General features: G+C 56.1%; 11 protein-coding genes and 1 pseudogene. 8 read left to right on the top strand and 4 right to left on the bottom strand.

What is annotated here, in order from left to right:
* Positions 1–36: 36 nt before the first annotated feature.
* Together ACK2JC_RS17860 and ACK2JC_RS17865 are read left to right on the top strand one after the other, a co-directional pair.
* The gene (locus ACK2JC_RS17860) at positions 37–1,098 is read left to right on the top strand and encodes a D-alanine--D-alanine ligase family protein (protein WP_320938098.1); all 1,062 of its coding nucleotides are present in this window, start codon (positions 37–39) and stop codon (positions 1,096–1,098) included.
* A gap of 59 nt (positions 1,099–1,157) precedes the next feature.
* Positions 1,158–1,607, top strand: coding sequence for a DUF1934 domain-containing protein (locus ACK2JC_RS17865; protein WP_107434289.1), 450 nt, complete (start codon positions 1,158–1,160; stop codon positions 1,605–1,607).
* Positions 1,608–1,659: 52 nt separating this feature from the next.
* On the opposite strand, the gene ACK2JC_RS17870 is transcribed toward ACK2JC_RS17865, so the two are convergent.
* Entirely contained in the window at positions 1,660–2,550 is an 891-nt protein-coding gene (locus ACK2JC_RS17870) for an AraC family transcriptional regulator (RefSeq protein WP_166434351.1), read from the bottom strand.
* 226 nt (positions 2,551–2,776) lie between these two features.
* On the opposite strand from ACK2JC_RS17870, the gene ACK2JC_RS17875 reads away from it, so the two are divergent.
* The 5 genes from ACK2JC_RS17875 to ACK2JC_RS17895 all read left to right on the top strand — a co-directional run bounded on the left by ACK2JC_RS17875 (position 2,777) and on the right by ACK2JC_RS17895 (position 8,046).
* Entirely contained in the window at positions 2,777–3,805 is a 1,029-nt protein-coding gene (locus tag ACK2JC_RS17875) for a Gfo/Idh/MocA family protein (RefSeq protein WP_166434352.1), read from the top strand.
* Positions 3,806–3,838: 33 nt separating this feature from the next.
* Complete coding sequence (locus ACK2JC_RS17880) at positions 3,839–4,927, top strand: tripartite tricarboxylate transporter substrate binding protein (protein WP_146153720.1); 1,089 nt, start codon at positions 3,839–3,841, stop codon at positions 4,925–4,927.
* A 67-nt stretch (positions 4,928–4,994) separates the two neighbouring features.
* Entirely contained in the window at positions 4,995–5,453 is a 459-nt protein-coding gene (locus ACK2JC_RS17885; protein ID WP_107434293.1) for a tripartite tricarboxylate transporter TctB family protein, read from the top strand.
* Positions 5,454–5,465: 12 nt separating this feature from the next.
* Entirely contained in the window at positions 5,466–6,965 is a 1,500-nt protein-coding gene (locus ACK2JC_RS17890) for a tripartite tricarboxylate transporter permease (RefSeq protein WP_107434294.1), read from the top strand.
* Positions 6,949–8,046: a M24 family metallopeptidase gene (locus ACK2JC_RS17895; RefSeq protein ID WP_107434295.1), complete on the top strand. Its 1,098-nt coding sequence runs from the start codon at positions 6,949–6,951 to the stop codon at positions 8,044–8,046. The genes ACK2JC_RS17890 and ACK2JC_RS17895 overlap by 17 nt, the downstream gene beginning before the upstream one ends.
* A 91-nt stretch (positions 8,047–8,137) precedes the next feature.
* Here the strand turns inward: ACK2JC_RS17895 and ACK2JC_RS17900 are convergent, their stop codons facing one another.
* From ACK2JC_RS17900 to ACK2JC_RS17910, 3 genes are all read right to left on the bottom strand, one after another.
* Positions 8,138–9,574 (bottom strand): aldehyde dehydrogenase family protein, encoded by a 1,437-nt coding sequence (locus ACK2JC_RS17900; protein ID WP_368271356.1) that lies wholly within the window; start codon positions 9,572–9,574, stop codon positions 8,138–8,140.
* A gap of 19 nt (positions 9,575–9,593) precedes the next feature.
* Positions 9,594–10,688 carry an NAD(P)-dependent alcohol dehydrogenase gene (locus ACK2JC_RS17905; protein WP_092368271.1) on the bottom strand — a complete coding sequence of 365 codons (1,095 nt, stop codon included), beginning with the start codon at positions 10,686–10,688 and terminating at the stop codon, positions 9,594–9,596.
* 194 nt (positions 10,689–10,882) lie between these two features.
* A complete protein-coding gene (locus tag ACK2JC_RS17910) occupies positions 10,883–11,359 on the bottom strand; it encodes a hypothetical protein (RefSeq protein ID WP_007717203.1) in 477 nt (158 codons plus the stop codon).
* A gap of 292 nt (positions 11,360–11,651) precedes the next feature.
* Between ACK2JC_RS17910 and ACK2JC_RS17915 the strand changes: the two are divergent.
* Positions 11,652–15,532: pseudogene (locus ACK2JC_RS17915) on the top strand (DNA-directed RNA polymerase subunit beta).
* The last annotated feature ends 4 nt before the right edge of the window (positions 15,533–15,536 follow it).

Raw genomic sequence — 15,536 nt, forward strand, 5'->3', positions numbered from 1 at the left:
ATATATTGCATAGAAGCGAAGCATGAGGAGAGTATCATGGGTAAAATAAGAGTAGTCGTTTTGTTCGGCGGGCAGTCGTCGGAGCACGTTGTGTCCTGCATGTCTGCGGCCAATGTCATAGACCGGATCGATCAGGAGAAATATGAGCTGCTGCTCATCGGTATCACCGAGGAGGGCCGTTGGATCAGGACGGAGTGTGTGGAGGACATCCGCAGCGGAAGCTGGAGGGATGGAACCGTGAGCGCGGTGATCTCGCCGGACGCCACCGAAAAGTGCGTGATCCTGATGGACGGGGAGTCCGCAGAGCGGGTACCCGTGGACGTGGTGTTCCCCGTGTTACACGGGCTGTACGGGGAGGACGGAACCGTCCAGGGACTGCTGGAGCTGGCGAAGATCCCCTATGTGGGCTGTGGTGTGCTGGCATCCGCGGTTTCCATGGATAAACTGTTCACCAAGATCATCGTGGACAATCTGGGCGTGCGCCAGGCGGAGTACGAGCCGGTGACGCGGGAGCAGCTGGACCATATGGAGGCCGTGACGGAGCGGATCGAGGGGCATTTCTCCTACCCGGTGTTCATCAAGCCGTCCAACGCCGGTTCCTCCAGAGGCGTCAGCAAGGCGGAGAACCGTGAGGAGCTTAAAGCAGGGCTTTTGGAGGCGGCGCGCCACGACCGCAAGATTCTGGTGGAGGAGGCCATTGTGGGCCGGGAAGTGGAGTGCGCGGTGTTCGGCGGAGGGGCCGAGGAGGTTGTGGCCTCCGGCGTGGGCGAGATCCTGGCCGCTGCGGAATTCTACGATTTTGAAGCCAAGTATTACAACGAGGAGTCCCGCACGGTGACGGACCCGGAGCTGCCGGGGGATGCCGCAGAGCGGATCCGCCAGACCGCGGTTTCCGTATTCCGGGCGGTGGACGGCTACGGCCTGGCGCGGGTGGACTTCTTTGTGACGGAGGACGGGGAAGTGGTGTTTAACGAGATCAACACCCTGCCCGGATTTACGGCCATCAGCATGTACCCCATGCTGTGGGAGGCCAGAGGCGTGAGCAAGGAAGAACTGGTGGAAAAGCTGATTGCCCACGGTTTAAAGCGTTTCGAATGACCGGTCGGGCGCGGACGCCGCGCGGGCACTGAACAGTTGCGAAGGAAGGAATTTGAATCATGACGAAGGACGTACTGATTACGATCAGCGGAGTACAGATGTTGGATGACGACGATGAGGATGTGGAGATGGTCACCCGGGGGGACTATTACCAGAAGAACGGCAAGCACTACATCATGTATGACGAACAGATGGAGGGCTTTGAGGGCACGGTGAAGAACATCATCAAGGTGTCTCCGGGCAGCGTGGACATCATCAAGAAGGGGATCACCAGCGCCCACATGCAGTTTGAGAAGAACAAGAAGAATCTCTCCTGCTACAACACCCCTCTGGGGGATCTGGTCATCGGCATCCAGGCGAACCGGATCCGCATCGACGAGGAGGAGGACTGCCTGAAGATCAACGTGGAGTATTCGCTGGACATCAACTACCAGCACGCTTCGGACTGCAATATTATGTTGGATATTCAGTCCGTCCATAAGCCGACGGCGGATACATGTTTTGCCTGAATGCACTCTGATAAAAAGATTATTGGGAGCAAATGCCAGGTGGCAGCGAATTTTAGTCGCTGCCACCTGGCATTTTTTTAGTGGTTGTCTCAGCTAACGCTGCAGCGTCCCGGGGGGATTTGCCATAGAAGCGGCGGAAGCACCGATAGAAATTAGAGTAGTCGTTAAAACCGCAGGACTGGCTGACTGTGGTAAGAGGGATATCCTTGCTTATCATTTCCATAGCCGCTTCCAGCCGCTGCTGGAGAATAAACTGATAGGTGCTGACGCCGCAGCAGCGTTTGAAGGTGTGCATGAAGGAGTATTTGTTCATGAAGAAATAGTTGGCGATCATGTCAACGGTGATATTCTCGTCCAAATGCTCCAGTATAAACTGGCGGACCATAGCGGGCATCTGCAGATCCGTGGTGGCCGCGTTGAAGGAGTAGATAGATGGGTTTGTATTGTATTTATTGACTTCCACGAACAGCTCTGTCAGGTAGGCCCGTCCCAACAGCTCGTCCCCGGGGCTGGCGCCGTCGGCCACGGAGAACAGCTGGTTGATCAGCGCGAAAATCTTATTATAAATTTCCTGGGGATAGTGGTACACCGTGAACACGTCCCGGGTGAAGCACTCACAGAGGTTGAAGCTGGGGGAGGATAGCTGCTCTAGGGTTTTGGTGGATACATGCAGCGCGATCCGCTCATAAGGGCGGGTGTGGTCGATGAGAACCGGGCAATGGGGCTGGTGATGGTTCAGGAAGAGAATATCCTTTGGCTGCAAAAAGAAGGAGCTTCCGGCGGTTTTATACTGAATTCGTCCGGCAATCAGAATAAACATTTCAAAAAAATCATGCAGATGGGTGTATAGGTGGGTGCTGTTTGTATCTGAGTAGAAGAATACGCGAAAGTCCTTATCGATGGTGTAGGTGTGTGTTATAAATGCTTGGCGCTTGATCTGCAATGGTCGAATCCTCCTTCCTTTTAAACCAATAATACCTAAAAATAGTGGAAATGTCAAAAAAAACTGGGAAATATGTATAAGAAATTTCGCGCCAGCCTGACAGTGGGAGACAGGATTTGCAATATAATGCCCATGAATCACAAGGTAAAATTTTAACAAAACAATTATAATAAATATATCGTTTTGTGGTATTTCAAGAGAGTACGAGGTGAGGAGGTCAGGGATTGTGAAAACGGTTAATTTTGCAGTGGCAGGCTGTGGATTTATTGGAAAATTGCACGCCCGGGTGATCCAGGCAATCGGGGGAGCAAGGGTGACGGCCGCTCTGGATACGGATGAAGCAGCGGCAAAAGAGCTGGCGCAACAATACGGATGCCGGTGGTACACAGACGCCGATCAAATGCTGGCGGATCAGGAAGTGGACGCAGTGGCGATCTGCTTGCCGTCGGGCCTGCATGCACAGCTGGCGGTGGCTGCCGCCAGGGCGGGAAAGCATGTCATGTGCGAGAAGCCCATGGATACGGATCTGGGACGGGCCCAGGAGATGATCGATGCGTGCAAAGAAAACGGCGTACAACTGAGTATTATTATGCAGCATCGGTTTGATGAGCCCATGTGCCTGCTGCGGAGGGCGATCCGGGACGGACTTATGGGACGGCTTTTGTGGGGGGCTTCCCGCACCATCTGGTACCGGGATGACAAGTATTACGCCAATCCCTGGCGCGGTACCTGGAAATACGACGGGGGCGGCGCTCTCATGAACCAGTCGATTCACTATATTGACCTGCTATTATCGGTAATGGGAGCGCCCAAGAGTGTGAGCGCCAAGTGCCGTACCATCGGTCATCTGCAGATCGAGACGGAGGATATCGGCCTGGCGGACATTGAGTTTGAGAGCGGAGCACTGGGGACCATCGAAGGGACGACCTGTTCCTATCCGGGACTTTACTCCGAACTGGCAATATTCGGAGAAAAGGGTACGGTGATCATCCGTAATGATTATCTGACGTTCTACTGCTTCCAGGATGGCCCGCAGCCGGAATTTGAGGCTGCGCTGAATCCTGAGATGGCCAACCGGCTGAACCAGACTCCGGCCATTGAGGACACGTCCCACAGAAGGCAGTATGAGGATTTTGTGGCCGCCTTGCAGGAAGGGCGCGAACCGCTGGTGACCGGAGAAGAGGCGATCCGAAGCCTGAGACTGATCCGGGCCGCCTACCGCTCATCCGAGGAAAAGAAAGAGATTTATTTTTAGAACATTTCTATATAAAGAAGGGAGAATTAAGTTATGAGAAAGAGATTGAGTGTTGTAATCAGTTGTATGTTGGCAGCGGCTATGATAGCCGGCTGCGGCGGCTCCGGCCAGCCCGCGCCCACCACCGCCGCGCCTACGGAAGCAGCTACTGCCGCTCCGGAATCAAAAGCAGAGACAGAGGCCCCGGAGTCCAAGGAAGAGACCGAGGCGGCCCAGGCAGCCTCCTCCGATTATCCAAACCGTCCGGTGAGCGCGGTTGTGGCATGGAAGGTAGGCGGCGGCCAGGATCTGATGGCCCGTGCGGTTGCGGCCAGCTTTAAGGATTATGCCAACGGCCAGCCCCTGGTGATCTCCAATGTGGAGGGCGGCGCCAGCGTGCAGGGCGTTACGGAGTATATGGGCTACGAGGCGGACGGCTACAACCTGCTGAGCTGGGCCACTGCGCAGACCATTAAGACGCACATGCAGGAAACCAAGTATTCAATTGATGATTTCCAGCCGGTCGCCAATATGGTCAGCGGAAATCCCTATATTCTGGTCCGCACGGATTCGCCCTTTGAGACTCTGGGCGATCTGGTAGAGTATGCCAAGGCTAACCCGGGCAAACTGACAATCGGCAACTCCGGCGCAGGCGGAGGAAACCACCTGGCGGCGCTGCAGTTCTGTCTGGCTACCGGAATTGAGGCCAACCATATCGGTTACGACGGCGGCTCCGCATCTGCACAGGCAACCCTGAGCGGCGAGGTGGACTGCTCCGTAAACGTTCCCGCGGAAGGTCTGACCAGCGTGGAGGCTGGAGATCTGCGTATGCTTTGCCTGCTTGCCGAGGAGCGTTCCGGCTTCTTCCCGGATGTTCCCACTGCCAAGGAGCTGGGCTTTGATGTAGTGAACAACCAGGACCGCGGTTTTGTGATTCACAAGAGCGTGCCTGAGGAGACCGTGAAACAGCTGGAGGCTATTTTCAAGCAGATTGCCGAGGACGAGGCGTTCCAGAAGCAGGCCAAGGAGCTGAACATGGAAGTGAAGTTCTTAGGAACCGACGATTACGCCGAGGCGTTAAAGGCTGAGGATGCAATGTACAAAGAGATCATCCAGAAGAACGGCCTGGGCGACAAGTATTAATTATACAAACAGTGTGGACGGAGGCCCGTAAGGCCTCCGCCCTGCGGCAGGGAGGAGCGGATATTCAATGACGAATCGAGCGGATTGTTATGCAGGCTGCGGCATCGTAGCGCTGGCTGTATTGGGATACGCGGGCGCAGCCCGTTTTCCGGGGGCAGCCTCCGGGCTGGGAGCCGGCGGCTTTCCAAAGTTTGTGACGGTATGCCTTGGAATATTGGGCGCGCTGCAGGCTGTCAAATCCTATACGGAGCTCCGCAAAAATCCGGGACAGGACAAACAGGTGTTAAAGGCGGCGGACCTGCTGGGGGCGGGAATCCTGCTGGCGAGCTTCGGACTGTATATTGTGCTGGTCCGGCCTCTGGGATATATATTGTCCACGACCCTGTTCTTTTTTCTGTTTATGCTCATATATGGGGAGCGGAAATGGGTCCGCATGGTTGTGATCAGCGTTTGCTTTTCCGTGGTTGCCTACTATCTGTTTACAAAGGTGTTCTATGTCATGCTGCCCCATGGCAGCTTGTTTTAAGGGGGTGAGGGGATGAACTATGATTTTGCGGCGATGTTTGCCGGCCTGACCGATCCGACCACAATCGGCATGATGCTGGTGGGCTGCATCGGAGGAATTATTATTGGAGCCATTCCCGGATTATCCGGCTCCACCGGTATTATCCTTTTGCTGCCCCTCATTTACAAGCTGGATATGGTTCCGGCGCTGGTGGTGATGGCGGGAATGTTCTGCGGCACCATGTACGGCGGCTCGCTGCCGGCTATCCTGATCCAGGCGCCCGGAACGCCATCGGCCGCGGCTACGTCCCTGAACGGCTATCCGCTGGCGCAGGCGGGAAAAGCGGGAAAAGCCATTACGGTGGCGTTGGTGGCTTCGGTGATCGGCGGCCTCGCTTCGGGGGTCTGCCTGATGTTTGTGTCTCCGTTTCTGGCCAGGTTTGCCTTAAAGTTCCAGGCTCCGGAATACTTCGCCCTGGCTTTGTTCGGCCTGACGCTGATCGCCAGCTCCGGCTGCAACTTCATCAAGGGACTGATTTCAGGCTTTGTCGGCCTGCTTCTCAGCTGTATCGGGGTGGATGTAATTACCGGCTCTTCCCGCTTCACCTTCGGTACGACCATCCTTTCGGGCGGCGTAGGTGTGCTTCCGCTTCTGGTGGGCCTGTTCGCAATGGCGCAGGTCTTAATCGATGTGACGAACCGCAGCGAGCCCCCGCGCCAGGAAAAGAATTTCGGTTCGTTCATGCTGAGCCTTGAAGAGTGGAAAATGATATTGCTGCCCATGCTGGTGGCTGCGGTGACAGGGATCGTCATTGGAATAGCGCCTGGGGCGGGCGGAGCGATTGCCTGCTTTATGGGCTATGAGCTGTCCAAAAAGGTGGCGCGCCGGCCCGACTTATACGGAAAAGGTTCTATCGAAGGGCTGGCCGCCTCGGAGTGCGCCAACAATGCCACTACGGGCGGCGCTATGATCCCGCTGATCACGCTGGGCGTGCCAGGCGACGCTGTGACGGCGGTCATGCTGGGGGCATTTATGCTGGTGGGAATCAAGCCGGGCCCGACGCTGTTCCAGGAGTACGGAACGGAGATGCAGACCTTTTTCCTTGCGTTTATCGTGATGCAGCTTGTCATCCTGGTTCTGGGCGGACTGGGTACCAGACTGTGGATCAAGATCCTCAGCATACCGCGTTCGATCCTCATGCCCGCCGTCCTGTTGTTCTGCTTCCTGGGAGCGTATTCCCTGGCGGGAAGTACAAGGGATGCCGTGTTTGCACTGGCATTCAGTATTCTGGGATACTTCATGAAAAAATTCCAGTATCCGGCGCCGCCGCTGATCCTGGGACTGATTCTGGGCTCCATGGCGGAGCAGAATTTAAACCGCACCCTTATGATCCACCAAAGCTGGACCGTCCTGTTTACACGGCCCATATCGGCTGTTCTGATGATCATATCCGTGTTCACTGTGGTATGGAGCATGACGGAGGCGTTACGCACTAAAATGAAGGAGAAAAAGCGCAATGAAACAAAATCGTGAGTTTACCACAAAGCTTGAGCGGCTGCGGGGCCTGCTTGAGCGGGAAGAATTATATGGCTTCTATATGAAACGGCAGGACAACTTTGCCTGGCTGACCTGCGGCGGTATCAACTATGTGGCTGTGGGGGATATGGGTAACTGCGGTCTGCTGGTGACCAGAGATGGCCTGTATGCCGTGACGACCAATATTGAAGCGCCGCGAATGCAGGAAGAAGAAAAACTGGAGGAAATGGGCTTTACGCTGTACTCCGGGATATGGCATGACCGGGAGTTTGAGGAGCGGACGCTGCGCTCCATCTGCGGGGAGCTGCCGTTTGCCAGGGATTACGGACCGGGAAACCGGTACGAGGAGATCCAGAAGCTGCGCTTCTCCCTGACGCCTGAGGAGGTGGAGCGGTATCTGGAGGGCGGAGCCATTGTGGCCTGCCTGGTGGAGGAGACGGCGGCTTCACTCAGGCCGGGGGAGACGGAGTGGTCCGTCACGGCCCGCGTGGCTGCAAGAGCGCGGGAAGAGGGGCTGGAGATTATGTCCCTGTTCTGCGGTTCAGATGAGCGGATCTACCGCTACCGTCATGCCATCGCTACGGACAAGAAGATCCGGGAGCGGGTTCAGATGGGCGGAAACATGCGGTATAAAGGGCTGGTGATCTGTCTGACCCGGTACGTGAATTTCGTTCCGGTCAGCCAGGAGCTGAAGAAGCAATATCTGGACAATGTGCGCATCGACTGTGAAATGATTGCGGCTTCCAGGCCGGGAGAGACCTATCAGACCCCTCTTCTTGCCGCTCAGAAGGCTTATGAAGAGCTGGGATACCCCGGCGAGTTCGACAAGCATCACCAGGGAGGTCCTATCGGTTATATTCCCAGGGATTACCGGGTTGATTTTTCGCATCACGGTGTGATCGCCGAGAACCAGGCGTTTTGCTGGAACCCGTCCATCACGGGGACCAAGAGTGAGGACACGGTGATCAGCACGGCGGATGGGCCGCAGTTTGTCAGCCGCCCCTATCTGTTCCCGAAAGTGGAGCTGGAGGTTTCGGGGAGACACTTTGTGCGGCCGGATATTTTGGAAAAATTCTGATTAAAATGAGCCGTTGCGAAAGCAGATCGATATTCTGCCAGAGCAACAGCTCATTTTTTACCACGTGCCGGGTTTTACATTTAACTAAATCCTAGAACGGCAACTGCGCCGCTGTATACTGCACCGTAATCCATTTCAGCTCGGTAAACTCATCGATGGAGTAGGAGCCGCCCTCGCGCCCCACGCCGCTGTTTTTGACTCCGCCGAAGGCCACGGTGGAGTTGTCGGAGACGGTGGCGTTGTTGATGTGGACCATTCCGGCTTCCATCTCAAGGGACAGGGCCATGGCGTTGGAGAGGTCGTTGGTCAGCAGGGAGGAGGACAGGCCGTACTCGTTGTCGTTGCAGAGCCTTACCGCATCCTGCGGGTCCTTTGCCTTGATGATGGAGGTGACCGGCCCGAAGCTCTCCTCGTAGAAGATCCGCATATCCGGCGTCACATCCTTTAAAACCGTGGGCTGGTAATAATTCCCCTCGTGTGTTCCGCCGGTCAGAAGCACAGCGCCCTTGGAGACGGCGTCCGCGATCTGGCTGTCGATGATATCGCACTGATCTTTCTTGATCAGGGGGCCAATCACCGTGTCCATGGCGTGGGGGTCGCCCACCTTCATGGTCCCGGCGTAGGCCGTAAACTTCTCGCAGAATTCGTCGTACACCGGTTCCTCCACGATCAGGCGGGAGGTGCACATGCAGATTTGACCCTGGTGGAAAAACGCTCCGAAACCGGCGATACGCACCGCCTGGTCCAGGTCAAAGTCCCTGAGCAGAATCAGCGGGTTTTTGCCGCCCATCTCCAGGGAATACTTTTTAAACAGCACGGAAGCTTTGGCGGCGATACCTTTGCCCACTGCGGTGGAGCCGGTGAATGCCACCATCTTGATCCGGGGGTCCTCCACCAGGCGGTTGCCCACCGCTTCGCCGGAGCCGGGAACCAGGTTAAAGACGCCCGCGGGCAGACCGGCGGCGTCCAGGGCCTTCGCGATCATCACGCCGGACACCGGAGTGGCGCTGGCGGGCTTTAAGACGAAGGTGTTGCCGGCGGCCAGGGCGTATACGACCTTCTTTAAGGCCAGAAGGAGCGGGAAGTTGAAGGGGGCGATTCCGGCCACCACGCCGAAGGGCAGTCTGCGGATCATGGAGATTTCTCCGGGGGCCTGCTGCTGGATTTCGCTGAACACCCGGCGGCACTCTCCGGCCGCGGCCCGGAACAAGTCCACCGCGAACCCGGCCTCAAAGTAAGCCTTCCCAAAGGCGGAGCCGCTCTCGTCCATCAGGACTCCCGCCACCTCATCGATATGCTCCTGCATCCAGTCCCCGGCCTTCAGGAGAATGGCCTCCTTGTCGGCTGCAGGCGTCTCAGCCCATGACTTCCAGGCGTGATCCGCCGCTGCGATGGCCTCCTCCACCTCGTCGGGACCTGCAAAATGAACCTGGGCGTACGCCGAACCGTCCGCCGGGTTGATATCGGTTACCACGGAACCACTTTCCGTATTTTTCCATTTTCCATTTATGTACAGCTGATATTCCATAGAACCTACCTCCTGTTATTTAGTTCATTTTCAGCAGGGCTTTGATCACCTTGCCGCTGTGTGAGGCGTGGAAGGCCTCGTTGATGTCGTTAAAGTCATAGACGTGGATCAGACGGTCAAAGGGGAAGCGCCCTTCTTTATAGTAGGAAATGAGCTGGGGGATGAACAGCTTCGGGTTGGAATCGCCCTCCACGATGCCGATTAAGGACTTGCCCTCGCCCATCAGTTCCTCCTGGACGTTGATGGTCAGATCGCCGGTGACGCCTAAAACCACGGCGGTGCCCAGGAATTTCACGCTGGCCAGTGCCTTTTTCACCATATCCGGCACGCCGCTGGTGTCGATGGCGTAGTCAGCGCCGCCGCCAGTGATCTTCTTGATCTCGGCCACCACGTCGCCGCAGGTCTTGCGGTTGATGCCGTGGGTCGCGCCCAGTTCTTTGGCCAGGGCCAGGCTCTCCTCGTTGCCGCTGACCGCGATAATGTTTTTACAGGGGCATAAATGCGCCGCCATGATGGCGCTCATTCCCACTGTGCCGCAGCCGAACACCACCAGGCTGGAGCCCGCCACGGGTTTCAGACGGTTTAATACCGCGCCCGCGCCGGTCTGGATTCCGCAGCCCAGGGGGCCTAAGATGTCCAGCTCCAGGTCCTTATCAACCCGGATAATGCTGTTTTTGTGGACCACGGAGTAGGTGGCGAAGGAGGACTGGCCGAAAAAGGAGGATACTTCCTGTCCGTCCTTGGACAGGCGCCGGGTGCCGTCGCTCATGACGCCGCCAAAGTTGATCGCGTTAAAATTTTCGCAGGCATAGGGCCGCCCGGCCAGGCAGCTGTCGCAGTGCCCGCAGGAGCCGAAGGAGAACACCACGTGATCGCCGGGCTCGAACTCGGTGACGCCGGGCCCCACCTTCTCCACGATTCCGCAGCCCTCGTGGCCCAGCACCGCGGGGAGCGGAACCGGAATCATCTGCTGCTGCGCGACCTCATCTGTATGGCAGACCCCGCTGGCGGCGATCTTGACCATCACTTCGCCTTCCCGCGGGTCCTGCAACTCCAGCTCCTCAAATTGGAAGGGCTGACCTTTCTCTCGTACAACTGCTGCTGTTATTTTCATAATAATGACACCTCCATCTGCATTTTTGTTCCTTTATTATAGATACAATTTGCCTAGAAGTAAACAATAATTAATAAATTATCAGACTTTAGTGTTAAAAATCTGTAAATTGTTGGAGCGCCAACAAAAAAAGAAGCTGCCGCTTCCTCAGATGTCTCCACCTGTGTCTGCGACAGCTTCTGATCTGTCCGTCATTACTTCTTTTCTTCTTTTTTCTTTTTATCCCGTTTGAACCTTGCAAAAAATCCCTTTTTCTTGGCCGGAGCCGGAACGGCGCCGCCGCGCACGCTCTTGATCTGAGTTATGTAGATACCGCTCATAACCACCTTGGCCTCGGTCTTGACCGGAAGGGACTGGAAAACGCGCTCGTCCGCCATCAGGGTCATCACCTTGGGACCGATCTTGGCCTTCACGATCGGCACCTTGGCCCAACGCATGTACTTGGGCGTCTGGTCGACTACCATCTTGGGAAGTCCGGCCTGCGTGATCTTCATTTTCTTCTTGTCAATCACCAGAAGGGAGACGGTCTGGGCGGCCGCATCGATGAGCGCCTGCTGCTCCACCTGGCGCTTCTGGAGTTTGTTCCCCATAAAATAGAGGATAGCCAGAATGATGACGGCGATCACGAGAATGACAAGTACCACGTTTAAAACAATTTGCAGTGTGGGCATAAAAATACCTCCAACCTTATTAATGTAAAGCTTGTCCCCTGGTTAAATGTTTCACGTGCCCAAAAGACATTCTATAACAGTATATCATTTTTACAATCGAATTGCAAGCAAAAAATGCTTGACACCTTGACAGGGCTATGATATTATGGAGTGTGCACTATTGTGGCAAGGTGGGCTTTTTGCGCCCAATTCTGCCCAATTTTGGAATGAAACGTAACCGCGTGTCTTTTTTTGTAAAATCTGGACGCGTACACTGTTACAATGATTAAAGAAAACAGGGGTGAAAACGTCAATGGAGAAAAGCAGAATACGTCCGGTACCGGCCGGGAAAAGCGTAAGAATGAGCTACTCAAGACAGAAAGAAGTTCTTGAGATGCCAAACCTGATTGAGATTCAGAAGGATTCCTATCAGTGGTTCTTAAAAGAAGGACTGATGATATCTCTCCGATTGCAGACTTTGCGGGTCACCTGAGTCTGGAATTCGTTGACTTTACACTTTGCAAGGATGATGTGAAGTACACCATCGAGGAGTGTAAAGAGCGGGATGCAACTTACGCCGCACCACTAAAGGTAAAGGTAAGACTGTACAACAAAGATAAAGATGAAATGAATGAACACGAGATTTTCATGGGCGATCTGCCTCTGATGACGGATACCGGATCCTTTGTGATCAACGGTGCCGAGCGTGTTATCGTAAGCCAGTTAGTACGTTCCCCTGGTATCTATTACGGCATCGGTCATGACAAGGTCGGCAAGGAGCTGTTCACCTGCACGGTGATCCCCAACCGCGGCGCGTGGCTGGAGTACGAGACGGATTCCAACGACGTATTCTACGTGCGTGTGGACAGAACCCGCAAGGTTCCGGTGACCGTGCTGGTCCGCGCGCTGGGCTACGGCACAAACGCTGAGATTCTCGACCTGTTTGGCGAAGAACCCAAATTGCTGGCCAGCTTTGGTAAGGACACCTCTGACAACTACCAGGATGGCTTATTAGAGTTATATAAGAAGATCCGCCCCGGTGAGCCCCTATCCGTTGACAGCGCAGAGAGCCTGTTAAATAGTATGTTCTTTGACCCCAGAAGATACGATTTAGCGAAGGTCGGACGCTATAAATTCAACAAGAAGCTGTCCTTCAAGAACCGCTTAAACGGCCAGACCCTGGCCGAGGACGTGGTGGACACCTCCACCGGCGAGATTCTGGCAGAGGCCGGAACCAAGGTGGATAAAACAAAGGCGGCTGAGATTCAGAACGCCGCGGTTCCCTTTGTATGGGTGGACGGACCCACCAGAAAGCAGAAGGTTTTATCCAACATGATGGTGGACCTGGCTGCGTATGTGTCCTTCGATCCCGAGGAAGTGGGCGTTACCGAGTTAGTATATTACCCGGCACTTTCCGCTATCCTGGCAGAAGTTGGGACCGACGATACGGAGGCTTTGAAGGAAGCGCTCCGCAAGAACATCCACGACCTGATTCCCAAGCATATCACCAAGGAAGACATCATCGCTTCCATCAACTATAATATGCACCTGGAAGAGGAAGTGGGAAATGCCGACGACATCGACCATCTGGGCAACCGCCGCATCCGTGCGGTGGGCGAGCTGCTGCAGAACCAGTACCGCATCGGTCTGTCCCGTATGGAGCGCGTCGTCAGAGAGCGCATGACAACCCAGGATATGGACGGCATCACGCCCCAGTCCTTAATCAATATCAAGCCCGTGACCGCGGCGGTGAAGGAGTTCTTCGGAAGTTCCCAGCTGTCCCAGTTCATGGACCAGAACAACCCGTTGGCCGAGCTGACCCACAAGCGGCGTCTGTCCGCCCTGGGCCCCGGCGGTCTGTCCCGTGACCGCGCCGGATTCGAGGTGCGTGACGTACACTACACCCACTACGGCCGCATGTGCCCCATCGAGACCCCCGAGGGTCCCAACATCGGTCTGATCAACTCCCTGGCGACCTACGCCCGGGTGAATCAGTACGGCTTCATCGAGGCCCCCTACCGGGTGGTGGATAAGACCACGGACCCGGCCAATCCGAGAGTAACGGACGAGGTGGTTTACCTGACCGCCGACGAGGAAGACAACTTCGTGGTAGCCCAGGCGAACGAAGCCCTGGACGAGGACGGCCATTTTGTTCACAACAACGTATCCGGACGTTTCCGCACAGAGACATCCGAGTTCCAGAAAAAGACCATCGACCTGATGGACGTATCTCCTAAGATGGTGTTCTCCGTAGCTACGGCTATGATCCCCTTCCTGGAGAACGACGACGCCAACCGCGCGCTGATGGGTTCCAACATGCAGCGTCAGGCGGTGCCGCTTCTGACCACCGAGGCCCCGGCTGTGGGCACCGGTATCGAGGGCAAGGCCGCGGTTGACTCCGGCGTGTGCGTGCTGGCAAGGAACGCCGGCGTGGTGACCCGCTCCGCTTCCAACGAGATCATTATCAAGCGTGACTCCGACGGAAACAAGGACGTTTACCATCTGACCAAGTTTAAGAGAAGCAACCAGAGCAACTGCTACAACCAGAAGCCCATCGTATATAAGGGCGACCACGTGGAGGCAGGCGAGGTGATCGCCGACGGCCCGTCCACCTCTCAGGGTGAGATCGCGCTGGGCAAGAACCCGCTCATCGGCTTCATGACCTGGGAAGGCTACAACTACGAGGACGCGGTTCTGCTGTCCGAGCGCCTGGTCCAGGAGGATGTTTACACCTCCATCCACATCGAGGAGTACGAGGCCGAGGCCCGTGACACCAAGCTGGGTCCGGAAGAGATCACCCGCGACGTGCCCGGCGTGGGCGAGGATGCCCTCAAGGATCTGGACGAGCGGGGAATCATCCGCATCGGCGCTGAGGTCCGTGCGGGAGACATCCTGGTTGGTAAGGTTACGCCCAAGGGCGAGACCGAGCTGACCGCGGAGGAGCGCCTGCTGCGCGCCATCTTCGGCGAGAAGGCCAGAGAGGTCCGCGACACCTCCTTAAAGGTGCCCCACGGCGCATACGGCATCATCGTGGATGCCAAGGTATTTACCAGAGAAAACGGCGACGAGCTGGCGCCCGGCGTGAACGAGACCGTCCGCATCTACATTGCCCAGAAGCGTAAGATTTCCGTGGGCGATAAGATGGCGGGACGTCACGGAAACAAGGGTGTTGTGTCCCGCGTGCTGCCGGTGGAGGATATGCCTTTCCTGCCCAACGGACGTCCGTTGGACATCGTGCTGAACCCACTGGGCGTGCCGTCCCGTATGAATATCGGACAGGTACTGGAGATCCACTTAAGCCTTGCTGCCAAGGCCCTGGGCTTCAACGTGTCCACCCCGATCTTCGACGGCGCAAACGAGAACGACATTCAGGATACCCTGGAACTGGCCAACGATTACGTGAACCTTTCCTGGGAGGAATTTGAGACAAAATATAAAGACCTGATCAAGCCCGAGGTGATGGATTATCTGGGTTCCAACCTGGAACACCGCGAGCTCTGGAAGGGTGTGCCCATCAGCCGCGACGGTAAGGTGCGCCTGCGCGACGGGCGGACCGGCGAGTTCTTCGACGGCGCCGTTACCATCGGACACATGCATTATCTGAAGCTGCACCACCTGGTAGACGACAAGATCCATGCCCGTTCTACCGGCCCATACTCCCTGGTTACCCAGCAGCCCCTGGGCGGTAAAGCTCAGTTCGGCGGCCAGCGTTTCGGTGAGATGGAGGTTTGGGCACTGGAGGCGTACGGCGCTTCCTACACCCTGCAGGAGATCATGACCGTGAAGTCCGACGACGTTGTGGGCCGTGTCAAGACCTACGAGGCCATCATCAAGGGCGAGAACATTCCGGAGCCGGGCGTGCCCGAGTCCTTCAAGGTTCTGCTCAAGGAGATGCAGTCTCTGGGCCTGGACGTACAGGTGCTGCGCGACGACGGAACCGAAGTGGAAATGGCCGAGAATATCGACTACGGCGATACCGAGCTGCGCGCGCTGCTTGAGGGCGACCGCCGCATGAGTCCCGAGGAGCCTCTGGGCGCTTACGGATACCAGGAGCAGGAGTTCAAAAATAACGAGTTGGTGAGCGTTGAGGAAGAGGTGGTTGAGACTGCTCTGGACGACGAGTACACCTTGGACGATGACGTGGATCTGGCCGACGATCTGGACGATCTTGTGGACGACGGTGAAGAAGAATAATAGA

This window comes from Enterocloster lavalensis (assembly GCF_046603895.1).
GTDB lineage: Bacteria > Bacillota > Clostridia > Lachnospirales > Lachnospiraceae > Enterocloster > Enterocloster lavalensis.